This is a genomic window from Aquimarina agarilytica ZC1, from assembly GCF_000255455.1.
In the GTDB taxonomy this organism is placed as follows: domain Bacteria; phylum Bacteroidota; class Bacteroidia; order Flavobacteriales; family Flavobacteriaceae; genus Aquimarina; species Aquimarina agarilytica.
In genome coordinates this window covers 35,837-60,362 of sequence record NZ_JH621255.1, presented here as the reverse complement: position 1 = coordinate 60,362, position 24,526 = coordinate 35,837, and the positions used below count along the sequence as shown (strand labels likewise).

Sequence of the window (24,526 nt, the reverse complement as noted above, 5' to 3'; positions counted from 1 at the left end):
TCTTTAGTCTTTAGTCTTTAGTCTTTAGTCTTTAGTCTTTAGTCTTTAGTCTTTAGTCTTTGAACCCTTAACCCTTAACCCATTTTGCAGCAAAACAGAAAATTAAAAAATAGCGAATTAGAGCGATTGAATATAAGCCAATTTAAAGAGGCCGAAAAAACACCACTAATTGTGATATTAGATAATATCAGAAGCTTGAATAATATAGGTTCCGTTTTTAGGTCGGCCGATGCCTTTTTAATTGAAAAAATTTATTTGTGTGGTATTACAGCTACTCCACCACATAAGGATATTCAAAAAACAGCTTTGGGAGCTACGGAAACAGTTGCTTGGGAGTATGTTGAAGATACGCTGTTGTTAATAGAAAAATTAAAAGAAGAGGCTGTTGAGATTTTAGCTATTGAGCAAGCCGAAGATGCGGTTTTTTTAAATGAATTTCTTCCTAAAAAGGAAAAAAAATACGCTGTTGTTTTTGGGAATGAAGTAAAAGGTGTACAACAATCGGTAGTAACTGCTAGTGATAAAGTGATTGAAATTCCTCAATATGGAACAAAACATTCGTTGAACATTTCGGTAAGCTGTGGTGTGGTACTTTGGGATCTATTTTGTAAGTTGAGCTAATTTTCCAAAATTGAAATAATTTCAAGATTAAATTTAGAATACAAATGCATATGTTTTTAAAAGGAATTATAGGTTTTTTAGTTATTAGTTTTTTTAGTTGTAAAGCTTCGAGTAGTTTAGGAGTAAAGCCATCAATAGTAGAGCATAAAGAAGGAGTTGTAGAGACTCCTCCTCATAAATCGGCACGCTATTATAATGAGGTTTTTGAGGATATTAGCATTAAAACTTACACTTATGGTGAAAATATCACTCAAGGTGGAAAAAAAATGGAGCTTAAGCTTGATTTGTATCAGCCCAAAGGTGATACGCTAGCCAAACGTCCTTTATTTATTTTTGCACATGGCGGAGGTTTTACAAAAGGAGCTAGAGATGTTATTAAACCATCGGGGTTTTTACAAACCTTAACAAAATCCGGTTATGTGGTGGCTTCAATTAGTTATCGATTATTGGATGTGCCTTCGAATATGCAATCTACATCCATCGGTATATTAAATGCGGTTGAAGATATGAGAGCAGCTATCCGTTATTTTAGAAAAGATGCCGCAACTACGAATGAATTTAAAATCGATACAGATCAGATTTTTATAGGTGGTTATTCTGCTGGAGCCATTACGGCTTTACACACGGCTTACTTAAATACTATTGATAAAGTAACCACTTATGTGCCTTTTTTAGCTCCTTATGTAACTACACATAATGGAATTGAAGGCAGTAGTGGAAATCCTGGATATGCTTCTACAGTAAAAGGGGTAATTAATGTATCGGGAGCTATTGTGAATTCGGAATTATTGGATACAAATACTTCCATTTTATATAGTTTACATGGTGAGGCCGATAAGCTTGTACCCATTGATGGAAAAGGAAATGGTCTCGAAGGCTCTAAATTTATTCATGCTAAAGCAGAAAAATTAGGCTTAACCCATAGACTTAATGCGATTCCAAATAAAGGGCATGATATTTTATGGCCTTGCGCTGCTTGTAGAAAAGATTTACAGCAATTTTTAGCACAAAATACGGCTAAGTAAGTTGGTGTTTAGTGGGGGTTATTTCCGAGGAATCATGACAGGTTTTTAGTAATTGTTGCGTTGTTTTGTGCAGCAAAGGATGTGCGTAATTTGGAGCAATATCAAGTAAAGGAATTAAAACAAATTTGCGTTCATGTAATAAGGGATGAGGAACAGTGAGCGATTCATAATTAAAGATACCTTCTGAAGAAAATAGAATATCTAAATCAATAGGACGTGCTTCATAAGCAGGTCCTATTTTAGGTTTACGACCTAAGTCTTTTTCAATTTCTTGTAGCACAATTAAAGCATTTTTTGTGTTTAATGAAGTTTTAATAGTAATACAAGCATTTAAAAAAGGTGTGCTTATAAATCCCCAAGCAGGTGTTTCATATATAAATGATGATGCGTGAACAGTACCGATTTTTTTTTTGATTAATACCACTGCTTCTTGTAAATGCTCAAAACGCGGTGCTATATTACTTCCTAGTGAAATAATAAGTTCGATTATCGGTTTTTTTGTTTTCAATAACTAAAATTTAAGGAACAATAACATTTAAATGAGTTATGTTACTGTAATACATTGTAAATTTAACGTTTATTAATGAATGTAGTGATAGATAGATATTTTCGACATAGTGATCAGATTTTTGAGTCTATTAGTTATATTTCAATGAATAGTTTAGGATGAGAATAGTTTTTAAAATACTGGGAGGATTACTTTTTTTAATTATAGCGGCATTAATAGCCATTCCTTTTTTCTTGGAAAAGAATATTGATACATTGGTGCGGAACTTTACAGCAAACCAAGTCAATGCAAAAATTGATTATTCGGACATTGATTTGAGTTTAATTAAAAGTTTTCCAAGTGCGCAATTGAAATTGGAAAATTTTGAAATTATAACTAACGCGCCATTTGAAAATGACACTTTAGTATATGCAAAGTCTATTGTTGGAAAAATATCTATTATTCAATTGCTAACCGGATTGGATAAAGGCGTGAGTATTGATAAGATTGCTATTGATCAAGCTAAGGTAAAAGTCTTAGTAAACAAAGCAGGGAAAGCAAATTATGATATTACTATTCCAAAAGAAGAAGTTGCAGAAGAAGATACCAACGATAGCGCTTCTGGTTTTAAATTGAATTTGGATTACGAAATAAATGATAGTCATATTATTTATATGGACGAAACAACCAAAACCTATGTGGATATTGCACATTTAACACATACAGGGAAAGGGGATGTGTCTGAGTTAATTTCGGATTTAGATACCGCTACCGAAATGGAGATGTCATTTGCCATGGGAGGTATGACATATACCAAAGCCATGCCTATTCATTTAAAAGCCTTAATAGGGGTGGATCAAAATCAAAATAAATATACCTTTAAGGAAAATGAAGCGCTAATTAATCAAATTCCATTGGAGTTTAATGGGTTTGTTCAGTCGTTAGAAAAATCCACCTTGGTCGATATTTCCTTTAATTCAAAAAAGGCTGCTTTTAAGGATTTGTTAGCCTCCATACCAAGTGCCTATAAAAAAGATATAAAAGGCGTAAAAGCTAATGGTAAATTTGATTTGCATGGAACAATTAAAGGAGAAAGTACCGATGATTTGATTCCTAAAATAGACATTTCATTACGTACAGAAAATGCGAATTTTAAATATCCAGACTTACCAAAGGGAATTGATAATATTACACTAATTGCCGATGTGAAAAATGATACAGGTATATCGAAAGATACTCATGTTGATATTCATAGTTTTAAAATGAAGATTGACCAAGATCAATTTTCGGCTAATGGTAAATTGAGTAATGTTTCCGAAAATTTAAAGGTAAATTTAAAAGCTAAGGGAGTAGTTAATTTAGCAAATCTAAACCAGGCTTATCCTGTAAAATTAGAGACCGATTTAGCAGGAATTATCAATGCAGATGTAGCGACAAGTTTTGATATGGCTTCTTTAGAAAAGGAAAAATATGAACAAATTAAAAGTAATGGTACGGTCACCTTAACCGACTTTTTGTTTGCTTCTGCAGAAATGCCGCACCCGGTTAAAATTACATCAGCTAAAGTTGATTTTCAGCCCGAAATAGTAAAGTTAGCGCAATTTAGTATGACCACGGGAGATTCGGATTTGAGTGCTACGGGGACATTGGAAAATGTAATTCCATTTGTGTTTTCCGATAAAGTACTTAAAGGAGACTTTAATTTGGATGCAACTACCTTTAAGGTAAGTGATTTTATGGTTGCCGAAGCTGAAGCAACTGATGAAAAGGAAGCAACGGAATCGGAAACAACTGAGACGACCACTGCGCAAGGTGCTATTCCTTCGTTTTTGGATATTACTTCACGCTTTAAAGCGGCTACAGTATATTATGACAATTTAGAATTAAAAAACACCTCGGGTTTATTGGCTATAAAGGACCAAAAGGCGATTTTAAAAGATATCAATACGGATATTTTTGGAGGTAGTATAGGTTTGTCTGGTTATGTATCCACCGCAGAAAAGGAGCCTACTTTTAATATGGATTTGGATATGAAAAAGCTGAGCTTTGCCAAGTCATTCCAAAGTTTAGAGATGTTGAAAAAAATGACGCCCATTGCTTCTGCTTTAAATGGAGTGTTTTCGTCTAAAGTAAATTTAAATGGAAAGTTGAAAGATGATTTTTCACCAGTATTATCTTCATTAAAAGGTAAGGCTTTAGCTAATATTTTAAACGCAAAAGTAAATCCTGAAAACAATAAATTATTGAGTCAATTAAATCAGCGTACCGATTTTATTAATATGGATAAGTTGAATATTAAAGACTTAACGGCTAATTTTGATTTTGAAGATGGAAAAGTAAAGGTAAAGCCTTTTGATTTTAATTTGACGGATGATATCAAAGTGACAGCTGCTGGTGCGCATAGTTTTGATGCCGGAATGAATTATAATTTAACCATGGATTTACCAGCAAAATATTTAGGGAGTTCAGCAAGTGGTTTGTTGTCTAAATTGTCGGCTGCGGATCAGGATAATATGAAAGTTCCGGTACCTATTTCATTGGGAGGTACTTTTACAAGCCCCAAAGTTGGTTTGGATATGAAAGGGGCTATTTCTAATTTAACCAAACAAGTAGTAGCCAATCAAAAGCAGCAATTAAAGCAAAAGGCAACAGCTAAAGTAAAGGAAGAAGTTTCGAAACAACTATCTAAGCAAGTAAAAGGAAAGGCTAAAGATGTTTTGGGTGGGTTATTAGGTGGAAGTAAGGAAGCTAATAAGTCGGATAATTCTTCCAATGAAAATGCTAATAAAAATACTGAGGATAAAGTTAAAAAAGCTGCAGGAAACTTGTTAAATGGCTTGTTTAAGAAGAAATAGTATCGGTAAACAAAGGTTTTATTGAGGTTTTTGTACTATTTTATCTATATTATTAACAGATTCATCGATTTGATTTAAGGTTATTGTTTTTTTAGTAATTAGGTATACCTAGTTTTTGGTAACTTGCTAAATACAACTAATTAAAAATCAATTTTATGAAATTTTTTCTTTCAGTTGTGTCTCTTATGTTTTGCTTGGGCATATGGGCACAACCAGCTGGTGAGAACCCAGCTAATTGGACTAAAGTAAATTCACTTTCGGACGAATTTTCAGGGAATTCACTAAATCAAGGTAAATGGGAATTTGGTCACCCTTGGTGGCGAGGCAGATCTCCAGCCATTTTTGGAAAAGGAGCCAATGCTTTTGTGAACAATGGGCGTTTAGTAATTAGGGCTACCTGGGTGGGTGGTAACAAAGATTATATGCGATCGGGTGCTATTAGGAGTAAAAATCGAGACATGGCTGTAGGCATGTATTCGGAATGTTCCTATAAAGCAAATAGTTTAAATATGGGATCTAATTTCTGGTTTGCTCATAATTCGAGAGACAATCAAAACCGAGAAGATGAAATAGATGTACAAGAAGCTTTTGGTACACAAGCCCCTAGGACAATGAATACCAATGTGCATAATCCACAACCTAATTTTACAAATGATCAACCGCAACCTAACAAGTTTAGTGTAAGCGGAGCAGATATAGATAAAGGCTTTCATACCTATGGAGTATGGATTGTAAATGAAAGTACCCTACGTTTTTATTTGGACGGGGTATTTAAAAAACAAGTGACCACCAATAGTACCATCCAACCTTTATGGATGATTATTAATTCCGAGACTTATAATTGGATGTCTCCGCCAACTCAAAGCCAAGTAAATGATGGTTCCAAACGCGATATGTTAGTGGACTACGTGCGTACATGGAGAAAAACGGGGAATATTCAGGGAAATCCACCACCACCTAATAATGGCGGAAATGCAGGTTCGGGTGTACCTATAAATAAAGTGATTTCATTACGAAAAACAGGAGGAGATCGAAAGTTTGTTACCGGAGAGAGAAATGGAAGTCAATTACTAGCTAGAGCCGGATCTGTTAGAGGTTGGGAAAAGTTTAGAGTGGAGAGCCACCCTAAAGGAGGTGTGGTTTTAAAGGCGCTTTCAAACAATAAATATGTGCAAGTTCCCAATAAAGATGCTAATGCTCCAGTAAGAAATCAAGGAACTTTTAAAGGGGACTGGGAACGTTTTGAATGGAAATCAAAAGGGAATGGAAAAGTAGCATTGAAGAGTGTGCATTCTGGGAAATGGTTACAAGCTTCATGGAACGAAGCTAATGCAATAATAAGAGCTAAAGGCAATGCCGATTTAGGTTGGGAAACCTTTGATTGGAAAACGGAAAGTGGTCAAAAAATAATTGGACAGCAAACGAATTCATTAAAAATAGCTGTTAATCCTGTGCAAGATATGGTAGTTCTTGAAGGGACTTCTAATGTGGATGTTCAGCTTTTTGATCAAACGGGAGCGGCTGTAGGTTTTAGTGTAGAGAAAACTTCGGATAATTCGATCGCATTAGATTTAGATGATGGTTTATCAGCTGGGATTTATTTTTTAGTAACAAAACCTGGTCAAACATTGAAAATTGTTAAAGATTAATTTTTTGGAATAGCTGGATCATTTTAATTACAGGTATTTATTTGTTAGTCAATAGATTGTTTGTTTTGTGTTTTTAATGCTTTATATCTTTAATAGGAAATATTTAACAATAGATCGTGAAATGTTTTAAGGTTTTAAGAGACATACAAGGTGTAATTTAAAAATATAAGTTTATGTTAGAATTAACAATTCCTAAGCGCGAAGAGGTGTCATCTGCAAATCAAGCAATTTTTGATAATTTAGAAAAAGCAGTAGGCTTTGTGCCTAACATTTATGCCGCCATGGCTCATTCCGAAAATGGATTAGGAAATTATTTACAATATTCAGGTGCTAAAACATCATTTTCAAATAAAGAAAAAGAAGTTATTGATTTAGCAGTAAGTCAAGTAAATGGATGTAAGTATTGTTTAGCAGCACATACAGCTATTGGTAAAATGAATGGCTTTAATGATGATCAAATCATAGGATTTAGACAAGGAAATGCAGAGGATACTAAATTAAATGCGTTAGCAAAGTTAGCTCAATCAATAGCGATTAATAAAGGAAAAGCTAGTGACGCAGAAGTAGCTGCATTTTATGAAGCTGGTTACAACAAAGAAAATTTGGTTGATCTAGTACTTGCCATTGGTATTATTACGACTACTAATTTTTTCCATAATTTAACAGGTGTAGCTATTGATTTTCCAGAAACTAAGGAATTATAGTATAAAGCATTGTTTCATAATTTGTAACGTAAAAAGCAATTTTAGGAGACATAACAAACACATATAAAAGAGGATGTTAAATGCATCCTCTTTTTTAATTTATAATGATATGGGTATATAATCGTGCTAGTGATTTGTTTTTCTGCGTTTTAGTTCTTGAGTGATTAAACTCAACTCTCTACCCGTTTGTCCAGAAATAGAAGTGTTTTCTTGGGCTCTTCTAATCAAATAAGGTAACACATCTTTTACAGGGCCATAAGGCATGTACTTAGCAACATTATAACCGCTTGCAGCCAAATTAAAACTAATATGATCACTCATGCCTAATAATTGCGCAAAGTAAATACGTGGGTCATTGGGAGCAATATGTTGTTTTTCCATAAGTTGAGTAAGTAATAAATTACTGTATTCATTGTGGCTACCACAACAAATATAAACTTGTTCAATATGATCCATGCAAAATGCTAAGGCAAGATTAAAATCAATATCACAATTTTTTTTAGAAATGTGTATAGGCGATTCGTAGCCTAAAGCAATAGCTCGTTCGTTTTCTTTTTCGACATATGCACCACGCACTAACTTAAGACCCACATAAAATTGTTCCGTTTTTCCTAAAGCGATAACTTTTTTTAAGGCCGCTAATTGATCTTTACGATATAATTGTACAGTATTGTATATTATTGAAGTTTTTTTGTTGTACTGTCTCATTAATTGTACTACAATAGTGTCAATAGCATTTTGAATCCAACTTTCTTCAGCATCAAAAAAAATAGGAACGTTTGCTTTTACAGCATTTTGGCAGAGTTCATTAATTTGAGCAATAGCTTTAGAGTAACTGATCTCTTTTTCTTTGCTTAATGTATTATTTATGTTATTTTTTTTTGAAAGGATATCAAAACTGATAAATCCAGTCATTTTAAAAACCACAAAGGGAATATTCGGGTTGTTTTTTGCTTTTTCAATAACTAAAAAAGCCTCATCAAAGTTGTTTTGATGGTTTCCAGTTTGGTGCTCTACAGAGTAATCTAGTATGGTTTTTATATTAGATTGGGCTAGTTTATGAATACTTTTATTACAATCTTCTCTATGTTCCCCACCACAAAAATACTTAAATATGCTATGTCTAACTATAGGTATTGGAAATTTAAAAGGCATAAAAATTTTAAGTAATAATGGACTGGCCTTGGTAAGCCAAGGCCAACCAATTAATTTAAACAACCAATACGCCTTTTTTAATTCATTAGTGCTTTTGGAACTAAAAGCAATTTGAGTATCACTAAAATTCAGCATTTTTTTAGATTTTTTGAGGCAATACAATTTATAAATTTAGTTGCTAAATTTAGTGCCATTTTATGGCTATTAACAAAGGTTTATCTAACTAAATTAGGCTGAGTTATTAGATTTATCAAGCTAATAAAAATGAACAAATATTATGTGAAACTGTTATTTTTAAATTATAGTTTTTGTGATTTTAGTAATAAACTAACACATAAGAACGAAAATATGCTATCCCTTATTTAGGCGCTTTAATACCAGCTTCAATACGAATAGTTAAGTTGTTTTCAATAGGAGGTACAGGACATGAATATCCATGATTGTATACACAAAACGGGTTGTACGATTTATTAAAATCAATAATAATTAGATCCCCCTCAGGGATGCTTAGGTCAATATACCTTCCGCCAGCATAAGTTTCGTTTCCATTAGTTAAATCATTAAAAGGAAGAAATAATCGGTTTCTGTATTTTTTACTTTTACCTAAATTCGGACTTTGATAAATAGTTAAGCGCTGTTTTGTTCCGTTTAATATAAATTCAATTGATCCGTATTTGTTAAAACTTGCGAGTCTATCCGATGTAGTTTTTAGTTGAAGTGAAGCTGGATTTTTGTACTTACTAAATTTAGCTTCAATTTTATATAAACTATCTATAGCGAAAAAATGATGCCCTTTAAAAGTCTTCCGTTCCTTTTTGGGTAATGGGGATTTATAGGGATTACAGTATAGCTTATTTAATTTTTTTTGAAAATTTTTAATTTCTTGCGCATGCTTTATCTGTGCATGAGTACTACCCGTAATTAATAGTATAAATAATGATAAATAGGATAGTTTTAAGCTCATAATGGGTAGCATTTAGCAGAGGTATGTCTTATAGGTAGTCTGCTGAAACCCTTAAAACTAACTACAAAAACAAAGAAATTATACTTACAGTAGCAAATCCAACAAGTGCCAATAAGGTAGTCATTATTGTCCAACTTTTAAATGTCTGCTTTTCTGTTAAGCCTAAATAGTTGCTTACTAGCCAAAAACCACTATCATTAACATGTGATAAAATTGATGCCCCCGATGCTATAGCAATTACTAATAATGCTTTGTCTATTTCACTTACGTTAGAAGCTAGAAGTGGAGCCGTTATACCAGCCGAAGTAATCATTGCCACCGTAGCGGAACCCTGAAGAATTCGAATAAAAACAGCAGCAATAAAAGCAAAAACTATGATCGGAATACCTGCATTAGCAAAATAATTGGCAAGCATTTCACCTGTGCCTGTATTGACTAACATTTGTTTAAAGACTCCTCCCGCACCTGTCAATAGGATAATAATACCTGCCGATGACATGGATTTTGTTGTTATTTTTAATAGCGTTTCTTTAGCCACACCACGTTTAATTCCTAAAAGATAAATGGCAATTAAATTAGCGAGAATTAATGCAGAAAACGGATGTCCAATCATTTGAATCCATTTTTTTATTGCCGTAGGAATACCCGTATTTATTTCAAATAAAGCGCTATTTAAAACTGTGTTTATAACAATTAAAAGAATGGGAATACCAATAATACTTAATACTAAACTTACGGATGGATATGACGTATACGTTATAGTCTCTTCCTCTAGTTTAGGGGCATTAATGTGTATGTTACGGCTAATATAATTGGCAAATAGAGGGCCACTAATTATGGCTGCAGGAATACCTGTAACAAAACCAAATAAAATAACCCATCCCAAATCTGCTTTTAAAATATCGGCTACGGCCACTGGTCCTGGAGTAGGAGGAATGAAAGCATGTGTTATGGCAAGACCGGCTAATAAAGGAATGGCATAGAAGTAGTAATGATTTTTTTGTTTTTCGCTGTAGCGAATAAATTAAGGGTACTAAAATGATAAATGCGACATCAAAAAAGACAGGAATAGCCACAAAAAAACCAGTGAGCATTAATGCCCATGAGGCATTTTTTTCTCCAAATTTATGTAACAGGTATTTTGCCAAAGCTTCGGCACCTCCCGAATGTTCCAAAATAGCTCCAAACATAGCGCCTAAACCTACCACAACAGCAACAAAACCAAGCGTATTTCCCATACCATCTTGCATGGTTTTGATAACCAATGAGGGGTCCATGCCAGCGCTAATTCCTACGGCAATACTTGCAATGAGTAAAGCTATAAAAGCTTGGATTCGAAATTTTAGAATCAATACCAATAAAGTGGCAATTCCAATAAAAACAGCTAGTATGAGTTGATAGTTTAACATTTGAGGTTTTTTTGAATTCTGCTTAAAATTTGAGTTGTAATTTGTTGAGGTGTTTGATCAATGGCCACATGTACTCCGTAAGTTGGGGGTTCCAAAGTGTCAAATTGAGATTGTAGTAAATGCGTATCCATAAAATGCCCCTTTCGGCTTTCAATTCTATTTTTAATAGTTTCAAAAGTGCCTGTTAAGTAGACCCATTTAATTTTTTTGGATTGCGAACTTAGTAGTTCTCGGTAGCTTTCTTTTAAAGCAGAACAAGCTAAAATAGCTCCTTTTTGTTGTTCCCATTCATATAACTTTTTGGCCAGTAGTAGTAACCAAGGTTTTCTATCGGTATCATTCAAGGCCTTACCACCTTTCATTTTGTCTATGTTGGACTGGGGATGAAAATCATCTGCATCATAATAATCAAGACCAGTTTTATCTGCCAATAGTTTGGCAATAGTCGATTTTCCACTGCCGCTAACGCCCATAACAATGATTAACATAAGTGTTAGTTTAAAGTGAATGTGGTTTTTAAGGTGTTGGCAGAATTGTTTCCTACAAAAACATTAAAATCGCCCGACTCTAAAACAGGTTGCAGTGTATTATTCACAAACATTAAGTCTTTGGGTGTTATTGTAAATTCAACAGTTTTTGTTTCTCCTTTTTCAAGAAAAATGGGTTTAAATCGTTTTAATTCCTTTACAGGGCGAGTTAAACTTCCTACAATATCCTGAATGTATAATTGTACGATATCACTACCAGCATTTTTACCTGTATTAGTAATGGTTACAGATAGACTAACAGTTTCGTTTTTAGAAATAGTTGTTTTAGAAATTTTTAAATTTTTATAACTAAACCTAGTGTAGCCAAGTCCATACCCAAATGGAAAATGAGGTGCGGCACCTAGATCTAGATAATGAGTGGTATTTCCTAAAGAGCTTTGCCATGCTCCAACAGGAATACTATCCATTTGCACAAAACTTTTTGGATCAAAAGGTCTTCCGGTGCTTTTATGATTATAAAATAGAGGCAATTGTCCAGCGGTTTTTGGCCAGGAAACAGGAAGTCGTCCTTGTGGTTCACTTTTTCCCCAGAGCATTTCATAAATTGCTGGTCCCCCCATGGTACCAGGATGCCATGCCATTAAAACAGCATCCACATCGTCAATAATATTAGTAATGCTTAGGGGTCTACCTCCCATAATAACAAGTACAATAGGTTTGCCAGTTTTTGCTAAAGCTTTGATGAGTGCCTCTTGTTTACCAGGTAAGTCAATAGATGCTCTACTATGGGCCTCTCCCGATAAAATAGCTTCTTCGCCACCAAAAAATAAAATAACATCGGATGCTTCTGCAATTTCAAGGGCTTTTTTAAAACCTTGAGTTGATGTGTCTCTGCTGTAGCTTAAGCCTTCGGTAAATTTAAAATTTACCTTGTTGTTTGTAAAGGCAGAGGTTGGTGTTTGTGTATGTTTTTTATCACCATCAAAAATCCAAGTACCGAGTTGTTCAAGTGGGGCATTAGCTAAGGGGCCTATCACAGCTACTTTTGTATTTTTATTTAGTGGAAGAATAGCATTGTTTTTCAATAATACACTACTTTTTATAACTGCTTTTTTAGCCAGATCTAAATGCTTTTGATCATAATAATTTCCAGTAAATGTTTTAGATCGGTAAGGATTTTTAAATAAATCAAGTTGAAATTTTACTCGAAGAATATTAGCAACTAAAAAATCTAATTGAGTTTCTGTAATTTTTTTTTCTTCAAGTAATTCTTTTAAGTGATTTTCATAAGACTTACTTGTCATTTCCATATCAAGACCAGCATTAAAAGATAGTTCAGCGGTGTGTTTTTCATTTTTAGCATAGCCATGATCAATCATTCCCGTGGTGGAATTCCAATCGCTAACCACAAAGCCTTTAAAGTCAAGTTTTCCTCGTAATATATCGTTTAATAACCATTTATTTCCCGAAGCGGGAACACCATTTATTTCGTTAAAAGAAGTCATTACTGTAGGTGCACCAGCAGCTAGGGCAGCTTCAAAAGGTTTTAAATAGGTGTTATGTAATAAAGGTTGGTGTATAATGGCTGTATTGTAATCTCTTCCGCCAATAGCGGCACCGTAGCCTATAAAGTGTTTGGCACAAGCAGCTAAACTTGTGGGCTGACTTAAATCGTTATTTTGAAAACCTTCAACATAAGCTTTAGCTAATATTGAGGCTAAATAGGGATCCTCGCCAGGGGATTCTGCAATTCGGCCCCAACGACTATCTTGAGCAATATCAAGCATAGGAGCAAATGTCCAACGTATACCAAATGACGAGGCTTCGATAGCAGAAACTCTAGCTGCGGATTTCGCAGTTTCGGCATCCCATGAGGCTGCAAGACCAAGGGGAATGGGGAAAATAGTTTTGAATCCATGAATTACATCACGTGCAAAAATTAAAGGAATTCCTTGAGGACTTTCTTCAATAGCAATGCGTTGTAACTCGTCCACATAAGCCTTATTCATTACATTTAGAAAAGCACCTATTTTACCATTTTTTACATCTTGTTTTAATTGTTCGGGTAGGTCTTTGGACCTGCTCGATGTACCCCGTAGGGCTAATTGACCAATTTTTTGGTCTACAGTCATTTTCGAAATGATACGGGTAATTTTTTCTTCTACAGCAGTGTTACTTTGGGCATAAACATTTATTACTCCCAGATAGCACACTATGAATAGGTGGTTTAGGGTAAATCGATTGAAGAAAAAGTGGGATGATTCTTTTTTGTGATTTCTTTTTTTCATTATTTTTTTGATGATTAATACGATTTAGTGCTAAAACATTTTTTATTATTAGTGTCTCTTTTTTCTCAAATTCAGAGGGTAAAATTTAACTGAATGATAAATTTTAGTGGGTGAGAATTAAAAAAAATCAATAAAAAACACGTTACATCCTAATTCGTATAGTGTCCTAGATGATTTTAGGGGGGTAATCATCGAAAATTATAGTATTACAAAATGAAAATACTATAAATAAATGGAATTAATAAAAATGAAGTTAATTTTTTGAGAATATTTGTGGTAAACCCGGATTATGCATTGAAACTTTGTCATGAGGCTGTGATATACAATAAATACTAGTGTTTTCTTAATTTCAGCATAGCACCGTTATGGTTAAATTAAAAACACAGTTTACGATAGTATTTGAAGTAGATCGCAGACGTAATAGATTTTTTAATGCATAATTCGGGTTAAAAGGTAAAATGTATTTTCGCTAGAAATAATTAAAAAAAACAGGCTTCACTAAAGAATGCCTGTTTTTTAATATGTTTTGAAGTTTTATAATTTTATGATTCTTTCGGTAATACTGCTTTGGTTATTGGTAAATAATAAAACGTGCATGCCAGAGAGTAAGTGAGTAGTGTCAATAGTATTTGTGCCAGCTGTAATTATATGAGAACTAATCAATACTCCAGAAAGATCAAGGATGTTTAGTGTATAGGCAGTTGAAGTTTCAATACTAATAACATCAGAAACAAGACTAGGAGTGATCAAAATAGAAGCTTCGGGAAGCATATTTATAGTATCGCAAATTCCTGTTAATTCCCATGCATCACTAGTATCGGGTGTTTGGCCAGTTACGTGCCATTTGTTTTCATAAATGCGATGTTCAAAGGTAATTTGCGTACCAGGAGTAGTATAAATAGTATTGGCGGACCAATCATTAATAGTAGTGCAATCCAGGGTTTCTCCATTACAAATACCGACTAGTCTCCAAGGGCCACCATTTGTTGGTGTATCCCCTTTTGTATACCATTTGCTTTCATAAGCTTTTCCCATGTAAAGAATCACGGTGCCGGTGTTAGCATATGTTGTATCAGCATTATATTCAGGAGAGCTACATAAGGTATCGCAGGAATCTTCGGCGTTACCACAACCACATGCACCTGGGGCTATTTTGTTAGCGTCTTCGGGGCATTGATCTCCTTTTGAAGCGACATAGTCTATGGGTTGATCACAAGCCGATAAGGTTTCATTAGCATCGCCTAAACCATCCGTATCATTATCGGCAAACCAAAGTGTAGGGTAACATGCTAACAATTCATAGGCACCTATATCATGGGTGTCATTTTGTGGTCTCGTAGTGCCAAAAAAGTCAGTAGTAATTTCAGTGAGCGCTACACCGGCATTTTTTACGCTACTTTCAAAATTTGTTACAAAGGGTATTTGATCAGAAACATCCGTATTAATAAATTCTAGAGGGGTGTTTTCAATACAATTTTCGCAAGCTGTTAGGGTGCTTAAAATGCCTGGTCCATAGTGTAAATTATGCGTATATACTATATTAGAATTACCACCAATGTTGTGTAAGCGATCTTGTCCAATAATAATATTGTTTTTAATTTCAAAATTATTACAAGCACCTATTCGTAAATCGCCATTTCCATTTTTTCCATTGTTTTGACTTGCATTATTCACAATAGTATTGTTATAAATGTAGCAATTTGAACTTAGAAAAAAATGTAATCCACTACCCCCATTTTCTACCGAAATATTATTGCTAATCAAGGTTTTTGCAGTATAATCATCGAAGATTACTGATTTGTCTAAATAATTTTTAGTTTGAGTGTGTTTAAAATCATCAATAATAAAAGCATTTCCATCAAAAAATTCACAAAAAGGTACTTGAGGTACCCTCATTTCATTGCCATACATCAAATTATTACTAATATCATTATGAAAGCCTGTAGTATTATCCGTATTAATAAATTGATATAAATTAATTCCACTGGTGCCATATATGGAATACCAACAATTATTGTACACTTTGTTGTTTTTAATTGTTATGTAATCAGCTTGTTGAAAAGCCATGCCAGAACTAGTACAATCAAAAACTTCGCAGTTTTCGATACTAATATGATGTGGAATTTCATTACCAGTAGTGGCTGGGTTACTCCATAATAAGTTTGGACCGACGGCTAAAATTCCAGTTCCGTTGTAAAAACCATTAGCTCCACCTACAAAATCATTGGCACAACTACCAGGTTGATTGAGTGCGTCATCTAAATCAATTTTGCTTCGCGCTCCTTTTATTTTTAAGCCTATAAATTTAAGATATGAAGCTCCATTTATAATATCAATACCAGTCCAACTATCAAATTCAAGTAGTACATCTTGGTTATTATAGTTTTGAAAAGTAATGTATTCATCTTCATTTCCCGATTGGGTAATGGTAATTAGTGTCGCGTTTGGTCTGGTGTAATGACCTTCTAAAAAATAAACATTGTCTCCTGGCTGAAGACTTAAGGCATCAATTTTGTAAAGAGATTTAAAAGCGCTTGAAACGGCTAGACCATTATTACTGTCGTTTCCGTTTTTAGCGTCAATGTAATAATCTGTAGCTTTAAGGCTACTAATAATTCCGAACAAAAGGAGTAAGGATAACATCTTTTTTAAAGTCATAAATACGGTGTTTTAAAGTTTATACAAATAGTTCAGAGCATAATTAATTAGTTGACTTACAAGTTGTTAATTAAATTTAAGTAATGATTTTTAAAAATCACTACAGGTATATTTACTAAAGCCTTATAGTCAGGTTAATCTTACTTTAAAAAGGGAAGAATAAAAAAAAACTGCGTTGTAAAGCAGTTTTTATGGGTTTGGAAAATTTAGTAACATGCTTTTTTTTAGAATGTTGTTTTGTTTTGGATCAAAGTAAGAGGGGAATCATTCGTGAATAGATCAAGTTATTTCTGTTTATTCATGGTAAAACGAAATTTTTACTTGTAAATCGTATAAATTAATTGAATCGGTTACTTTTTAAGATGTTTTTAAATTGATTTTTTAAATCTTCCCCCGAATCATAAATCATTTGTTCATTACTAGGAAAAGGAATTTCTTCGCTACCAATTAAGCCTAAATGGGTTTCATTTAGTGCTCTAGTGTCTCCTTTATAATTGGCAAATAAATGTTCAAAAACTGTCGCTGTATTTAAAGGATAGCTATTTAAGTTTTGTTGAGTGTTGTTATCTATGATTTTTATGATAGCCTGTACACTAGCATTTTTATATTGTTGCAATTCGTAATATTCACAAATAGCTTTTTCTTTAGTTTCAATTATAATTTTTTGTTTATGTTCATCCAAAACAAAGTTCCCGTCCTTATCAAGTAAATATTCTTCGTTTATAATTTCTTTTTCATAAGTATGGTGGGTTTCTTTAATCCTTTCGGGAGAAATTAGAATCTCGTTAAAAAGAAATAAGATGTTATAATCATATGAAGTAGTAGCTGTTTTTTTAGTGTGAAATACTGTCCAAAAGCTGTTTAAATCATAAGTCGCTATGTTTAATAAATCATTTTCTAAGTTTCTGGGTATAATTTGATTGGTATTGTTTGTTAATGAGATAAATACATGTTCAATACCATTAGTATGCGCTTGATCAAGTAAAGAGCGCGTGTTTTTATAATTAGGATAAATCGACTCTAAGTAAGACAAGGTTTCATGGGTGTTTCTGAAATCATTTTTATTTTTTGCATTTTGAAATGCGGTAGTTCCATCCTTATATAAAAATGTCGCTAAGTTTTTCTTACTTTCAATAACCTCATTGGTATAATCAGAAAATTTAAAAACAGCTTTTTTAGAACTATTTAAATAGTGTAAGGGTAGCAGAGGTTTTATACGCTCTTGTCTATTTCTAAGTTTTAAATAGGTATGATAAATTTCGTCTAGATTAGTTGGATTGTTTTCTCGTGTTAAAAAATCAATTCGTTTTAAATCTTTAGAACTTGCTTTTTTAAAGGCATCTTCCAGTATAGGGATATAGGGCTGCTTTTTTTTACTTGTTTTATTTCGCGATAATTTATCTATGGCTTTTTCAATAGAACTATCATAATTACCTTGTGATAAAGACTTTTGGGTGTTTTTAACTCCACTGCACGAAATAGCGAATAGAATAGTAGTAATTAATAGTATACATTTTTTCATTAGTTGGTCTTTATGTTAATTTATTCAAAAGCTATGCCAATTGTGTTTGATATGCTTACCCAACTATCAATTCTTTTTGCATTCCATTAGCCATATAAATCAAAATATCTTCGGCTTGAATAATAAATTCGTTGGAAGGATTTTTAATAAGTTGACCTTTACGGCTTACAGCGAGTAGCACAATGTTATTTTGTTCTTTTTGTGCTACAAAGGCAGAGGTGTAATTTTTTCCTACCAAAGGAGAATTAGAACTGAGTTTAGTTTCGCAAATATCTAAATCAGCAGCAGAATTAGAAGTAGATATTAAATCTTCAGTCAGCAAAGCTACATTGGGTTCAAAAACATAGCTGGCAATAAATTTGGAAATAATCTCTTTGCGTGGAATAATATATTGAATGCCTAGGTAATTAAAGGATTCTTTCAACTCAATATTTTCAATGGCAACTACACATTTTAAATCTTCATATTTCTTTTTTAGACTAATGGAGTAGACAAGCGTATCTGTGTCACTATCAAAATTAATATATACGCGTTTGGAGTTTTTAATATTCACCTTTTCAAGACTCTCAAAATCATTTAATTCTGTTTGTAATACAAAGCATTTTTTACTATCATATAATTGCTTTATTTGTTTTAAATCTTCTTCATTATCAATCACAACAGCTAATGGTTCTTTGGCTTTTACTATTTGTTCCGCTACTTGTTTCGAAAATGAATTCCAACCAATAATAACACAGTGATTTGAAATTTTTGTTCCTAAAAGTCCCATTTCTTTATTTTTTAAATATCGTTTAATTCTCACATTTAATTCGGTAAGCAAGTATCCTAAAATTCCTAAACTTCCAATAACAAACAAAAAACCAATAAGTCTACCCCAAAAGGTAACAGGATAAAAATCTCCATAACCCACAGTAGTTAGGGTTACTAATGAATACCAATAGGCATCTGCTAGGTTGGTAATATTTCCTTCTGGAAAATCGGATTCAACAATATAGAGTTGATACACTAAAAAGTTATAGCCTAAAAGCGTGCCTAAAAAAGCGAGTATTTTTTTAGTGTTTAACATAAAGAATGTAGCTTTTTAAACGCTTCTAATTTTTCAAGGTTACAACTACTCAATTCAATATAACTTTTGTGGTTTTCAGGAAAGGTATGAATCGCTAAATGACTTTCGGCCAATAGCCAAAAACAAGTGTATCCTTGTGTATCAAAATGATGTTCGGTAAAATTGATAATAGTAAAACCACTATTAATTAATTGCTTGTCGAATATTTTTTTTAAGCGGTCGGGTTCTGTTTCACTTACCCATAATTGATGATTGTAAATTTGAGCTTCGACTTCTTTATATTTTATATCCATCATTCTTGTTTTGAATCCCAATTTAATTTAGAAATAAGGAATGTTATTTCTGGTATTTTTTTCAGCTTTAGCCTTTAGCTTTTAGTTTAAAACTATTTTTTAGAATATGGATTTTTTTTGAAGAATTCAAAAAAAATCCAACAGCCAACAGCCAACAGCCAACAGCCAACAGCCAACAGCCAACAGCCAACAGCCAACAGCCAACAGCCAACAGCCAACAGCCAACAGCCAACAGCCAACAGCCAACAGCCAACAGCCAACAGCCAACAGCCAACAGCCAACAGCCAACAGCCAACAGCCAACAGCCAACAGCCAACAGCCAACAGCCAACAGCCAACAGCCAACAGCCAACAGCCAACAGCCAACAGCCAACAGCCAACAGCCAACAGCCAACAGCCAACAGCCAACAGCCAACAGCCAACAGCCAACAGCCAACAGCCAACAGCCAACAGCCAACAGCCAACAGCCAACAGCCAACAGCCAACAGCCAACAGCCAACAGCCAACAGCCAACAGCCAACAGCCAACAGCCAACAGCCAACAGCCAACAGCCAACAGCCAACAGCCAACAGCCAACAGCCAACAGCCAACAGCCAACAGCCAACAGCCAACAGCCAACAGCCAACAGCCAACAGCCAACAGCCAACAGCCAACAGCCAACAGCCAACAGCCAACAGCCAACAGCCAACAGCCAACAGCCAACAGCCAACAGCCAACAGCCAACAGCCAACAGCCAACAGCCAACAGCCAACAGCCAACAGCCAACAGCCAACAGCCAACAGCCAACAGCCAACAGCCAACAGCCAACAGCCAACAGCCAACAGCCAACAGCCAACAGCCAACAGCCAACAGCCAACAGCCAACAGCCAACAGCCAACAGCCAACAGCCAACAGCCAACTAATACAAATCCCAGTTTCCTTTTAAATAGTATTTATATAAAATCGGATGATGTATTTTATTTATATCGGTGCTGTCCATAGTAGTTTTACTAAAAAAACGATCTTTTCCAAATGAGGTGATTAATTGCATGGCTTCAGTATTAATCCACTCGGTTTTGAGATTTTTAAAAGTAAGCTTTTTAAGCGCTTTTTTTAATACAATAGGATTGCTTTTTTTGGCTCCTAAAATCCAACCCCATTCTCCCATGGAAATGATTTGATTATGCATGGGGACTGTTTTAAAATTAGCCGATTGCAAGGTATTGTTTATACAATTAAAAGCTTTGGTGGCAAAATAGGGGCTTCCAGCTTGGGTAATAATAAAACCATTTGGACGCAATTTTCGGTAACAATGCGTGTAAAATTCATGTGAATACAAACGTCCTAATTCGATATTTCTTGGATCGGGTAAATCGATAATAATCACATCATAAAATGAATTGGTGTCTTGTTCTAAATGCGTATAAGCATCCTTATTGTAAATGTTTAGTTTGGAACTGCTCATGGAACCGTTATTGATATTTATCAAAACGGGATGATTTTTTCCTAAATCGGTCATTTTTTGATCCAAGTCCACCATATCAATTTTTTGAACGCTTGGGTATTTTAATAGTTCGCGAACCGCACAACCATCGCCTCCACCTAAAATTAAAATATCGGTAGGTTTTTGAGCTAATTGCATCACTGGATGTACCAAAGGTTCGTGATACATTTCCTCATCAATAGTACAAAATTGTAAATTTCCGTTAAGGTATAACCAGTGTTCTTTTTTCCATTCGGTTAGTACAATTTTTTGATACTTGGTTTGTTCAGAAAAAATAACCTTGTCTTTGTATTTTTTTTGCTCTCCCCACTGAATAATCGGTTTGGTATATAAAATCCCCGAAATTAAGATGCCAAAAGTGGCTAAAAGTAGCGCATTAAGTTTTTTTAAGCGCGGGAGTTCAATTTTTTCTTTAAAGCGAAATAATACAATAGCGGCTACTAAAAAATTAATAATGCCTAAAACAAAAGGCGTATAGGATAAGCCTAAAATGGGGAGTCCAATAAAGGCGAAAAATACTCCACCAAGTAAGCTGCCGTAATAGTCTTTTTCAAGAATGGATGAAATGTTAGTTTTTAAATCCTCATATTCTTTATTAATGCGAACTACTAAAGGGATTTCCAAGCCAATAAGTAAACCGACGAGCATACTTAAGCTGTAAATTAAAATTTCGTAATACATGGAAAAAGCAGCAATAGTATACACAATAACCGACGAAAATGCAACGACTAAGGATAGACTGACTTCCAGGATTAAAAAATTCTGGATTAAATTAGCGTGGATTTTTTTACTTAAACGACTTCCTAGTCCCATACAAAAAAGCATGAGCGAGACAATCATAGTCCACTGGAAAATGGAGTTCCCAATAAAATAAGTAGCCAAGGTAGAAAGTACATATTCCGCAACAATCCCGGCAAAACCAGTGGCAAAAATGGCTGCTTTTAAAACAAAAGAGTTGTTTTTTAAAAAGTCCATACAATTAAAATAGCGGCACCTATGTAGGCAAAGGCTTCAATAAGACCAGCCCCAATATTTGGTTTTTTTTGATTTACAATTTCATCAGTTAAACGTTGGCCAGGGAGTAAAATTTTATCCGAAATATAACGCATTACAGGTAAAATGAGTATACCTAAAACAGTATATAAACTAATATCAATAATTGAGGTTTGCCAATTTGTAAAGGGCTCCACTAGGGCATTCATAATAATTAAACTAATGGAAATAATAGAACCAGCAAAAGCCGTTCCTGCGGCTACATTGTCTTTTTCAATTTCGTTATGAATATCATATTTCATCCATAAACTAAATACTTTAGTACTTATAATAAGCATGATGTTTCCTATAAACCAATAACCTACAAAGGTAATGAGTCCTTCAGTCAAGCTAGAAGATTCGCCCACAAGCGCGCCGTATAATAAAAAAGCATTTCCTAAATAAACAGCGGCTTCAATAATTCCAGTACCTTCATTCTGATCTTGTAAAATTTCTTTTTTAACTGAAAATTTTGGGAGCATTAACTTATTTGTTACTAAAATAGAAACATGGAGTAAAAGAATACCAAGTATACCATAAATTCCAATCAGTTTAGCATCTTCAATAAAACCGTAGCTTTCGCCAGAAATGGCAGCAATTAGAATAACGGTTATGGCAGAAAAGTAGCCTACATAAGCAATACTAAAGGCAAAATTATCTTTTTCAACTAGTTCATAGGAAACAAGAATATTCGGATTCAAAACATTGTAAAGAACTTTTCCAATAAAAAACAAAGCAAAAGCAATGGCTAAGTAACCCAAACTATGGATTAATCCATTGATATCTATAAAATCTGTTAGCATATTCATAGGATTATGTATTATTTACCAAAACCACCACTTCTTCCTCTTGATGTTGAAGAGGTGCTAAAGCGATTGGTGTTTCGTGTTGTTTTTGAATAACTTTTACTGGAGGTATAACCTCTAGATTTTAAACTGGACGAACTTTGCCTTACCTTACTTTGAACTTTACTTTTAAAGCTAGATGGTTTTTTATTCCAACTAGTATTGGTATTTGTTGTTTTGGAGCGCGAACCATATTGGTTGTTTCGACCATAGTAATCGGTACGACCACGGTAATTCCGGCGATAGTCATTCCAGTCATTTCTAGGGTAACCATAATAACCACCATAGCCATATCTAGGTCCAAAAAACAGGTCACTCATTAAACGATAGCGACCATAAAAAGCCCAAAATGAACTTCCGTTACTATGGGTTTGCCATTGTCCATATTGTGGATTTCCTACATAGCCATTAGCACCAGCGGGTGCAGAATTTTTGTCGAGCACGCCATTTTCTTTATTTAAAATGGTCATTCCTAAATCGTTTTGATGATCTTCAAAAATAATAGGAGAAACCTCGAGCCAATCGGTAGTTTCAACTTTAATATCGGTAGCCTGGGCTGTTGTATCCTGTAATTGTTCTCGGGTTAGGTTGGGTTTAGACTTTTGTAAAAGAATACGGTATTTATGGTAATATTTATCTATATCCTCTTTGTAATCCATATCGGCTAGTATCACCGTATAGTTATTTACATCAATATATTTAGTAATTAAATTATCGACAGGTGATTTTACAAATTTAGGGCGTTGCTCGGTATTGCCTCCGCAAGAAATAACGCACAAGCAGACGCTAAATAGGGATAGAAATAAGGTGCTAAATTTATTCATGTTGTGCTTGGTTAACTTACAGGCAATATATTACTAATTTCAAAAGGTTTCACCTTTTTTCCTATACTAACTTCAAATTCATTTTCGCCCCATTGTTCAATAGTTAAAAAATGGGTTTCGGCATCATTTTCATAATCAAACGAGATCAATTCACTCCAATCGTCACTTTCTACATCGCGGTAATAACCAGGGGATTGTTCGTCAAAATGATAGCTTGTACCTTCGTAAATAATAAGGTTTGGAAATTTGTCGTGATTTTCAAAATAGGAAATAACATCCTGACCTAACTTGCGGAATTTTATTTTTTCGGAAATAACAATTTCCAAACTTTCATCTTCTTCAATGCTGAGGTAACGTGTTTTGCCTCGGGATTCAATTAAAAATTCGCGCGAAAAAAAGTTGTCACCCCAATCGTATTCTGCCATTTTTTTAACCGTCCATGTTTCCATGTCGTAATCCAGTAAATAGCCTTTTTCTAGGTCTGTTACTTGTATGTTTGTAGGATCAAAGTGTGTTTCTTCTTCTTCCTTTTTTTTAAATATATCGAATAGGCCCATTTTATTTTTTTGTTTTTTTAATATCTAGTTTTTTCGTGATTTCAATATTTTTTATTGTTTCCGTAAAGGGAATAGCTTCCACTTTTTCATTTCTTAATAAAAAAATAACATCTTTGGTCTTCCCAATAAGAATCCCTTCTTTTACCTCTTTATCTACAAAGTGTATCGTAATAGGTTTTTGATTTAATATTTGTTCTTTTTGATATTTTCCGTAGAAACCTGAGGCTGCATATAAAATGGATAAAAAAGCAAGAAATTGAGAGGTGTAAAGATAAATACTAAACCATTTTTTTTTATCTAAGCCAAAGCTATATTTTGAATAAGATTCTGGATTTTTTATTCTCCAATTTTTATCATATTTAACTAAAACAAACATAATAATTATACTTACAATTGAAAATAATAGTATAATAACGTCGGAAAATGGAGCAAGTAAAAAATCAAAAATATCAGAATAATCAAAAATATTGATATCAAATCTAGAATATTTACTGTGGTTAAAGAGCATGCCAATTCCTATAATGAAAATATAGCATGAGGTGAAAATAGTTTGAGATTCTCCTAATCGATCTTTTAAATTTCTATTGTCCATTAACGGTTTC

The 24,526-nt window shown here is 33.8% G+C and carries 20 protein-coding genes and 1 pseudogene; 6 read left to right on the top strand and 15 right to left on the bottom strand.

What is annotated here, in order from left to right:
* Positions 1-84: 84 nt before the first annotated feature.
* Positions 85-621 (top strand): RNA methyltransferase, encoded by a 537-nt coding sequence (locus KQA_RS0207455; protein ID WP_010179663.1) that lies wholly within the window; start codon positions 85-87, stop codon positions 619-621.
* Between the two features lie 44 nt (positions 622-665).
* Positions 666-1,646, top strand: coding sequence for an alpha/beta hydrolase (locus tag KQA_RS0207450; protein ID WP_232285867.1), 981 nt, complete (start codon positions 666-668; stop codon positions 1,644-1,646).
* On the opposite strand, the gene folK is transcribed toward KQA_RS0207450, so the two are convergent.
* On the bottom strand, positions 1,639-2,154 hold the full coding sequence (gene folK, locus KQA_RS0207445) for a 2-amino-4-hydroxy-6-hydroxymethyldihydropteridine diphosphokinase (RefSeq protein WP_010179659.1): 516 nt from the start codon (positions 2,152-2,154) through the stop codon (positions 1,639-1,641). The genes KQA_RS0207450 and folK overlap by 8 nt on opposite strands.
* A 158-nt stretch (positions 2,155-2,312) precedes the next feature.
* On the opposite strand from folK, the gene KQA_RS0207440 reads away from it, so the two are divergent.
* The 3 genes from KQA_RS0207440 to KQA_RS0207430 all read left to right on the top strand — a co-directional run bounded on the left by KQA_RS0207440 (position 2,313) and on the right by KQA_RS0207430 (position 7,341).
* Complete coding sequence (locus KQA_RS0207440; protein ID WP_010179657.1) at positions 2,313-4,988, top strand: AsmA-like C-terminal region-containing protein; 2,676 nt, start codon at positions 2,313-2,315, stop codon at positions 4,986-4,988.
* A 155-nt stretch (positions 4,989-5,143) separates the two neighbouring features.
* Positions 5,144-6,637, top strand: coding sequence for a beta-porphyranase (locus KQA_RS0207435; protein ID WP_010179655.1), 1,494 nt, complete (start codon positions 5,144-5,146; stop codon positions 6,635-6,637).
* Positions 6,638-6,810: 173 nt separating this feature from the next.
* A complete protein-coding gene (locus KQA_RS0207430) occupies positions 6,811-7,341 on the top strand; it encodes a carboxymuconolactone decarboxylase family protein (RefSeq protein ID WP_010179653.1) in 531 nt (176 codons plus the stop codon).
* A 126-nt stretch (positions 7,342-7,467) separates the two neighbouring features.
* On the opposite strand, the gene KQA_RS0207425 is transcribed toward KQA_RS0207430, so the two are convergent.
* The 9 genes and pseudogenes from KQA_RS0207425 to KQA_RS0207385 form a co-directional block, all read right to left on the bottom strand.
* Entirely contained in the window at positions 7,468-8,631 is a 1,164-nt protein-coding gene (locus tag KQA_RS0207425) for a proline dehydrogenase family protein (protein WP_010179651.1), read from the bottom strand.
* A gap of 223 nt (positions 8,632-8,854) precedes the next feature.
* Positions 8,855-9,460, bottom strand: coding sequence for a DUF1684 domain-containing protein (locus tag KQA_RS0207420; RefSeq protein ID WP_010179650.1), 606 nt, complete (start codon positions 9,458-9,460; stop codon positions 8,855-8,857).
* Between the two features lie 61 nt (positions 9,461-9,521).
* Positions 9,522-10,869: pseudogene (locus KQA_RS18690) on the bottom strand (GntP family permease).
* On the bottom strand, positions 10,863-11,357 hold the full coding sequence (locus tag KQA_RS0207410; RefSeq protein ID WP_029209509.1) for a gluconokinase: 495 nt from the start codon (positions 11,355-11,357) through the stop codon (positions 10,863-10,865). The pseudogene KQA_RS18690 and the gene KQA_RS0207410 overlap by 7 nt, the downstream one beginning before the upstream one ends.
* Before the next feature lie 5 nt (positions 11,358-11,362).
* Positions 11,363-13,645, bottom strand: coding sequence for a glycoside hydrolase family 3 N-terminal domain-containing protein (locus tag KQA_RS0207405; protein WP_157366617.1), 2,283 nt, complete (start codon positions 13,643-13,645; stop codon positions 11,363-11,365).
* A gap of 534 nt (positions 13,646-14,179) precedes the next feature.
* Positions 14,180-16,303 (bottom strand): T9SS type A sorting domain-containing protein, encoded by a 2,124-nt coding sequence (locus tag KQA_RS0207400; protein WP_010179643.1) that lies wholly within the window; start codon positions 16,301-16,303, stop codon positions 14,180-14,182.
* Positions 16,304-16,640: 337 nt separating this feature from the next.
* Positions 16,641-17,825: a hypothetical protein gene (locus KQA_RS0207395; RefSeq protein ID WP_010179641.1), complete on the bottom strand. Its 1,185-nt coding sequence runs from the start codon at positions 17,823-17,825 to the stop codon at positions 16,641-16,643.
* Between the two features lie 55 nt (positions 17,826-17,880).
* The gene (locus tag KQA_RS0207390) at positions 17,881-18,891 is read right to left on the bottom strand and encodes a potassium channel family protein (RefSeq protein ID WP_010179639.1); all 1,011 of its coding nucleotides are present in this window, start codon (positions 18,889-18,891) and stop codon (positions 17,881-17,883) included.
* Positions 18,885-19,187 (bottom strand): S-adenosylmethionine decarboxylase family protein, encoded by a 303-nt coding sequence (locus KQA_RS0207385; protein ID WP_010179637.1) that lies wholly within the window; start codon positions 19,185-19,187, stop codon positions 18,885-18,887. The genes KQA_RS0207390 and KQA_RS0207385 overlap by 7 nt, the downstream gene beginning before the upstream one ends.
* Before the next feature lie 114 nt (positions 19,188-19,301).
* Here KQA_RS0207385 and KQA_RS20215 point away from each other — a divergent pair, with 114 nt between their 5' ends.
* On the top strand, positions 19,302-20,108 hold the full coding sequence (locus KQA_RS20215; protein WP_010179634.1) for a hypothetical protein: 807 nt from the start codon (positions 19,302-19,304) through the stop codon (positions 20,106-20,108).
* Here the strand turns inward: KQA_RS20215 and KQA_RS0207375 are convergent.
* The 5 genes from KQA_RS0207375 to KQA_RS20520 are packed head-to-tail and all read right to left on the bottom strand — an operon-like array spanning position 20,082 to position 24,516.
* Positions 20,082-21,641, bottom strand: a complete 1,560-nt coding sequence (locus KQA_RS0207375) for a polyamine aminopropyltransferase (RefSeq protein ID WP_010179633.1) — start codon at positions 21,639-21,641, stop codon at positions 20,082-20,084. The genes KQA_RS20215 and KQA_RS0207375 overlap by 27 nt on opposite strands.
* A complete protein-coding gene (locus KQA_RS0207370) occupies positions 21,629-22,507 on the bottom strand; it encodes a DUF350 domain-containing protein (RefSeq protein ID WP_010179631.1) in 879 nt (292 codons plus the stop codon). The genes KQA_RS0207375 and KQA_RS0207370 overlap by 13 nt, the downstream gene beginning before the upstream one ends.
* An 11-nt stretch (positions 22,508-22,518) precedes the next feature.
* Positions 22,519-23,367: a hypothetical protein gene (locus KQA_RS0207365; RefSeq protein WP_029209506.1), complete on the bottom strand. Its 849-nt coding sequence runs from the start codon at positions 23,365-23,367 to the stop codon at positions 22,519-22,521.
* A gap of 11 nt (positions 23,368-23,378) precedes the next feature.
* Positions 23,379-23,924 carry a DUF4178 domain-containing protein gene (locus KQA_RS0207360; RefSeq protein ID WP_010179627.1) on the bottom strand — a complete coding sequence of 182 codons (546 nt, stop codon included), beginning with the start codon at positions 23,922-23,924 and terminating at the stop codon, positions 23,379-23,381.
* 1 nt (position 23,925) lies between these two features.
* On the bottom strand, positions 23,926-24,516 hold the full coding sequence (locus KQA_RS20520; RefSeq protein WP_010179625.1) for a hypothetical protein: 591 nt from the start codon (positions 24,514-24,516) through the stop codon (positions 23,926-23,928).
* Between the last annotated feature and the right edge of the window lie 10 nt (positions 24,517-24,526).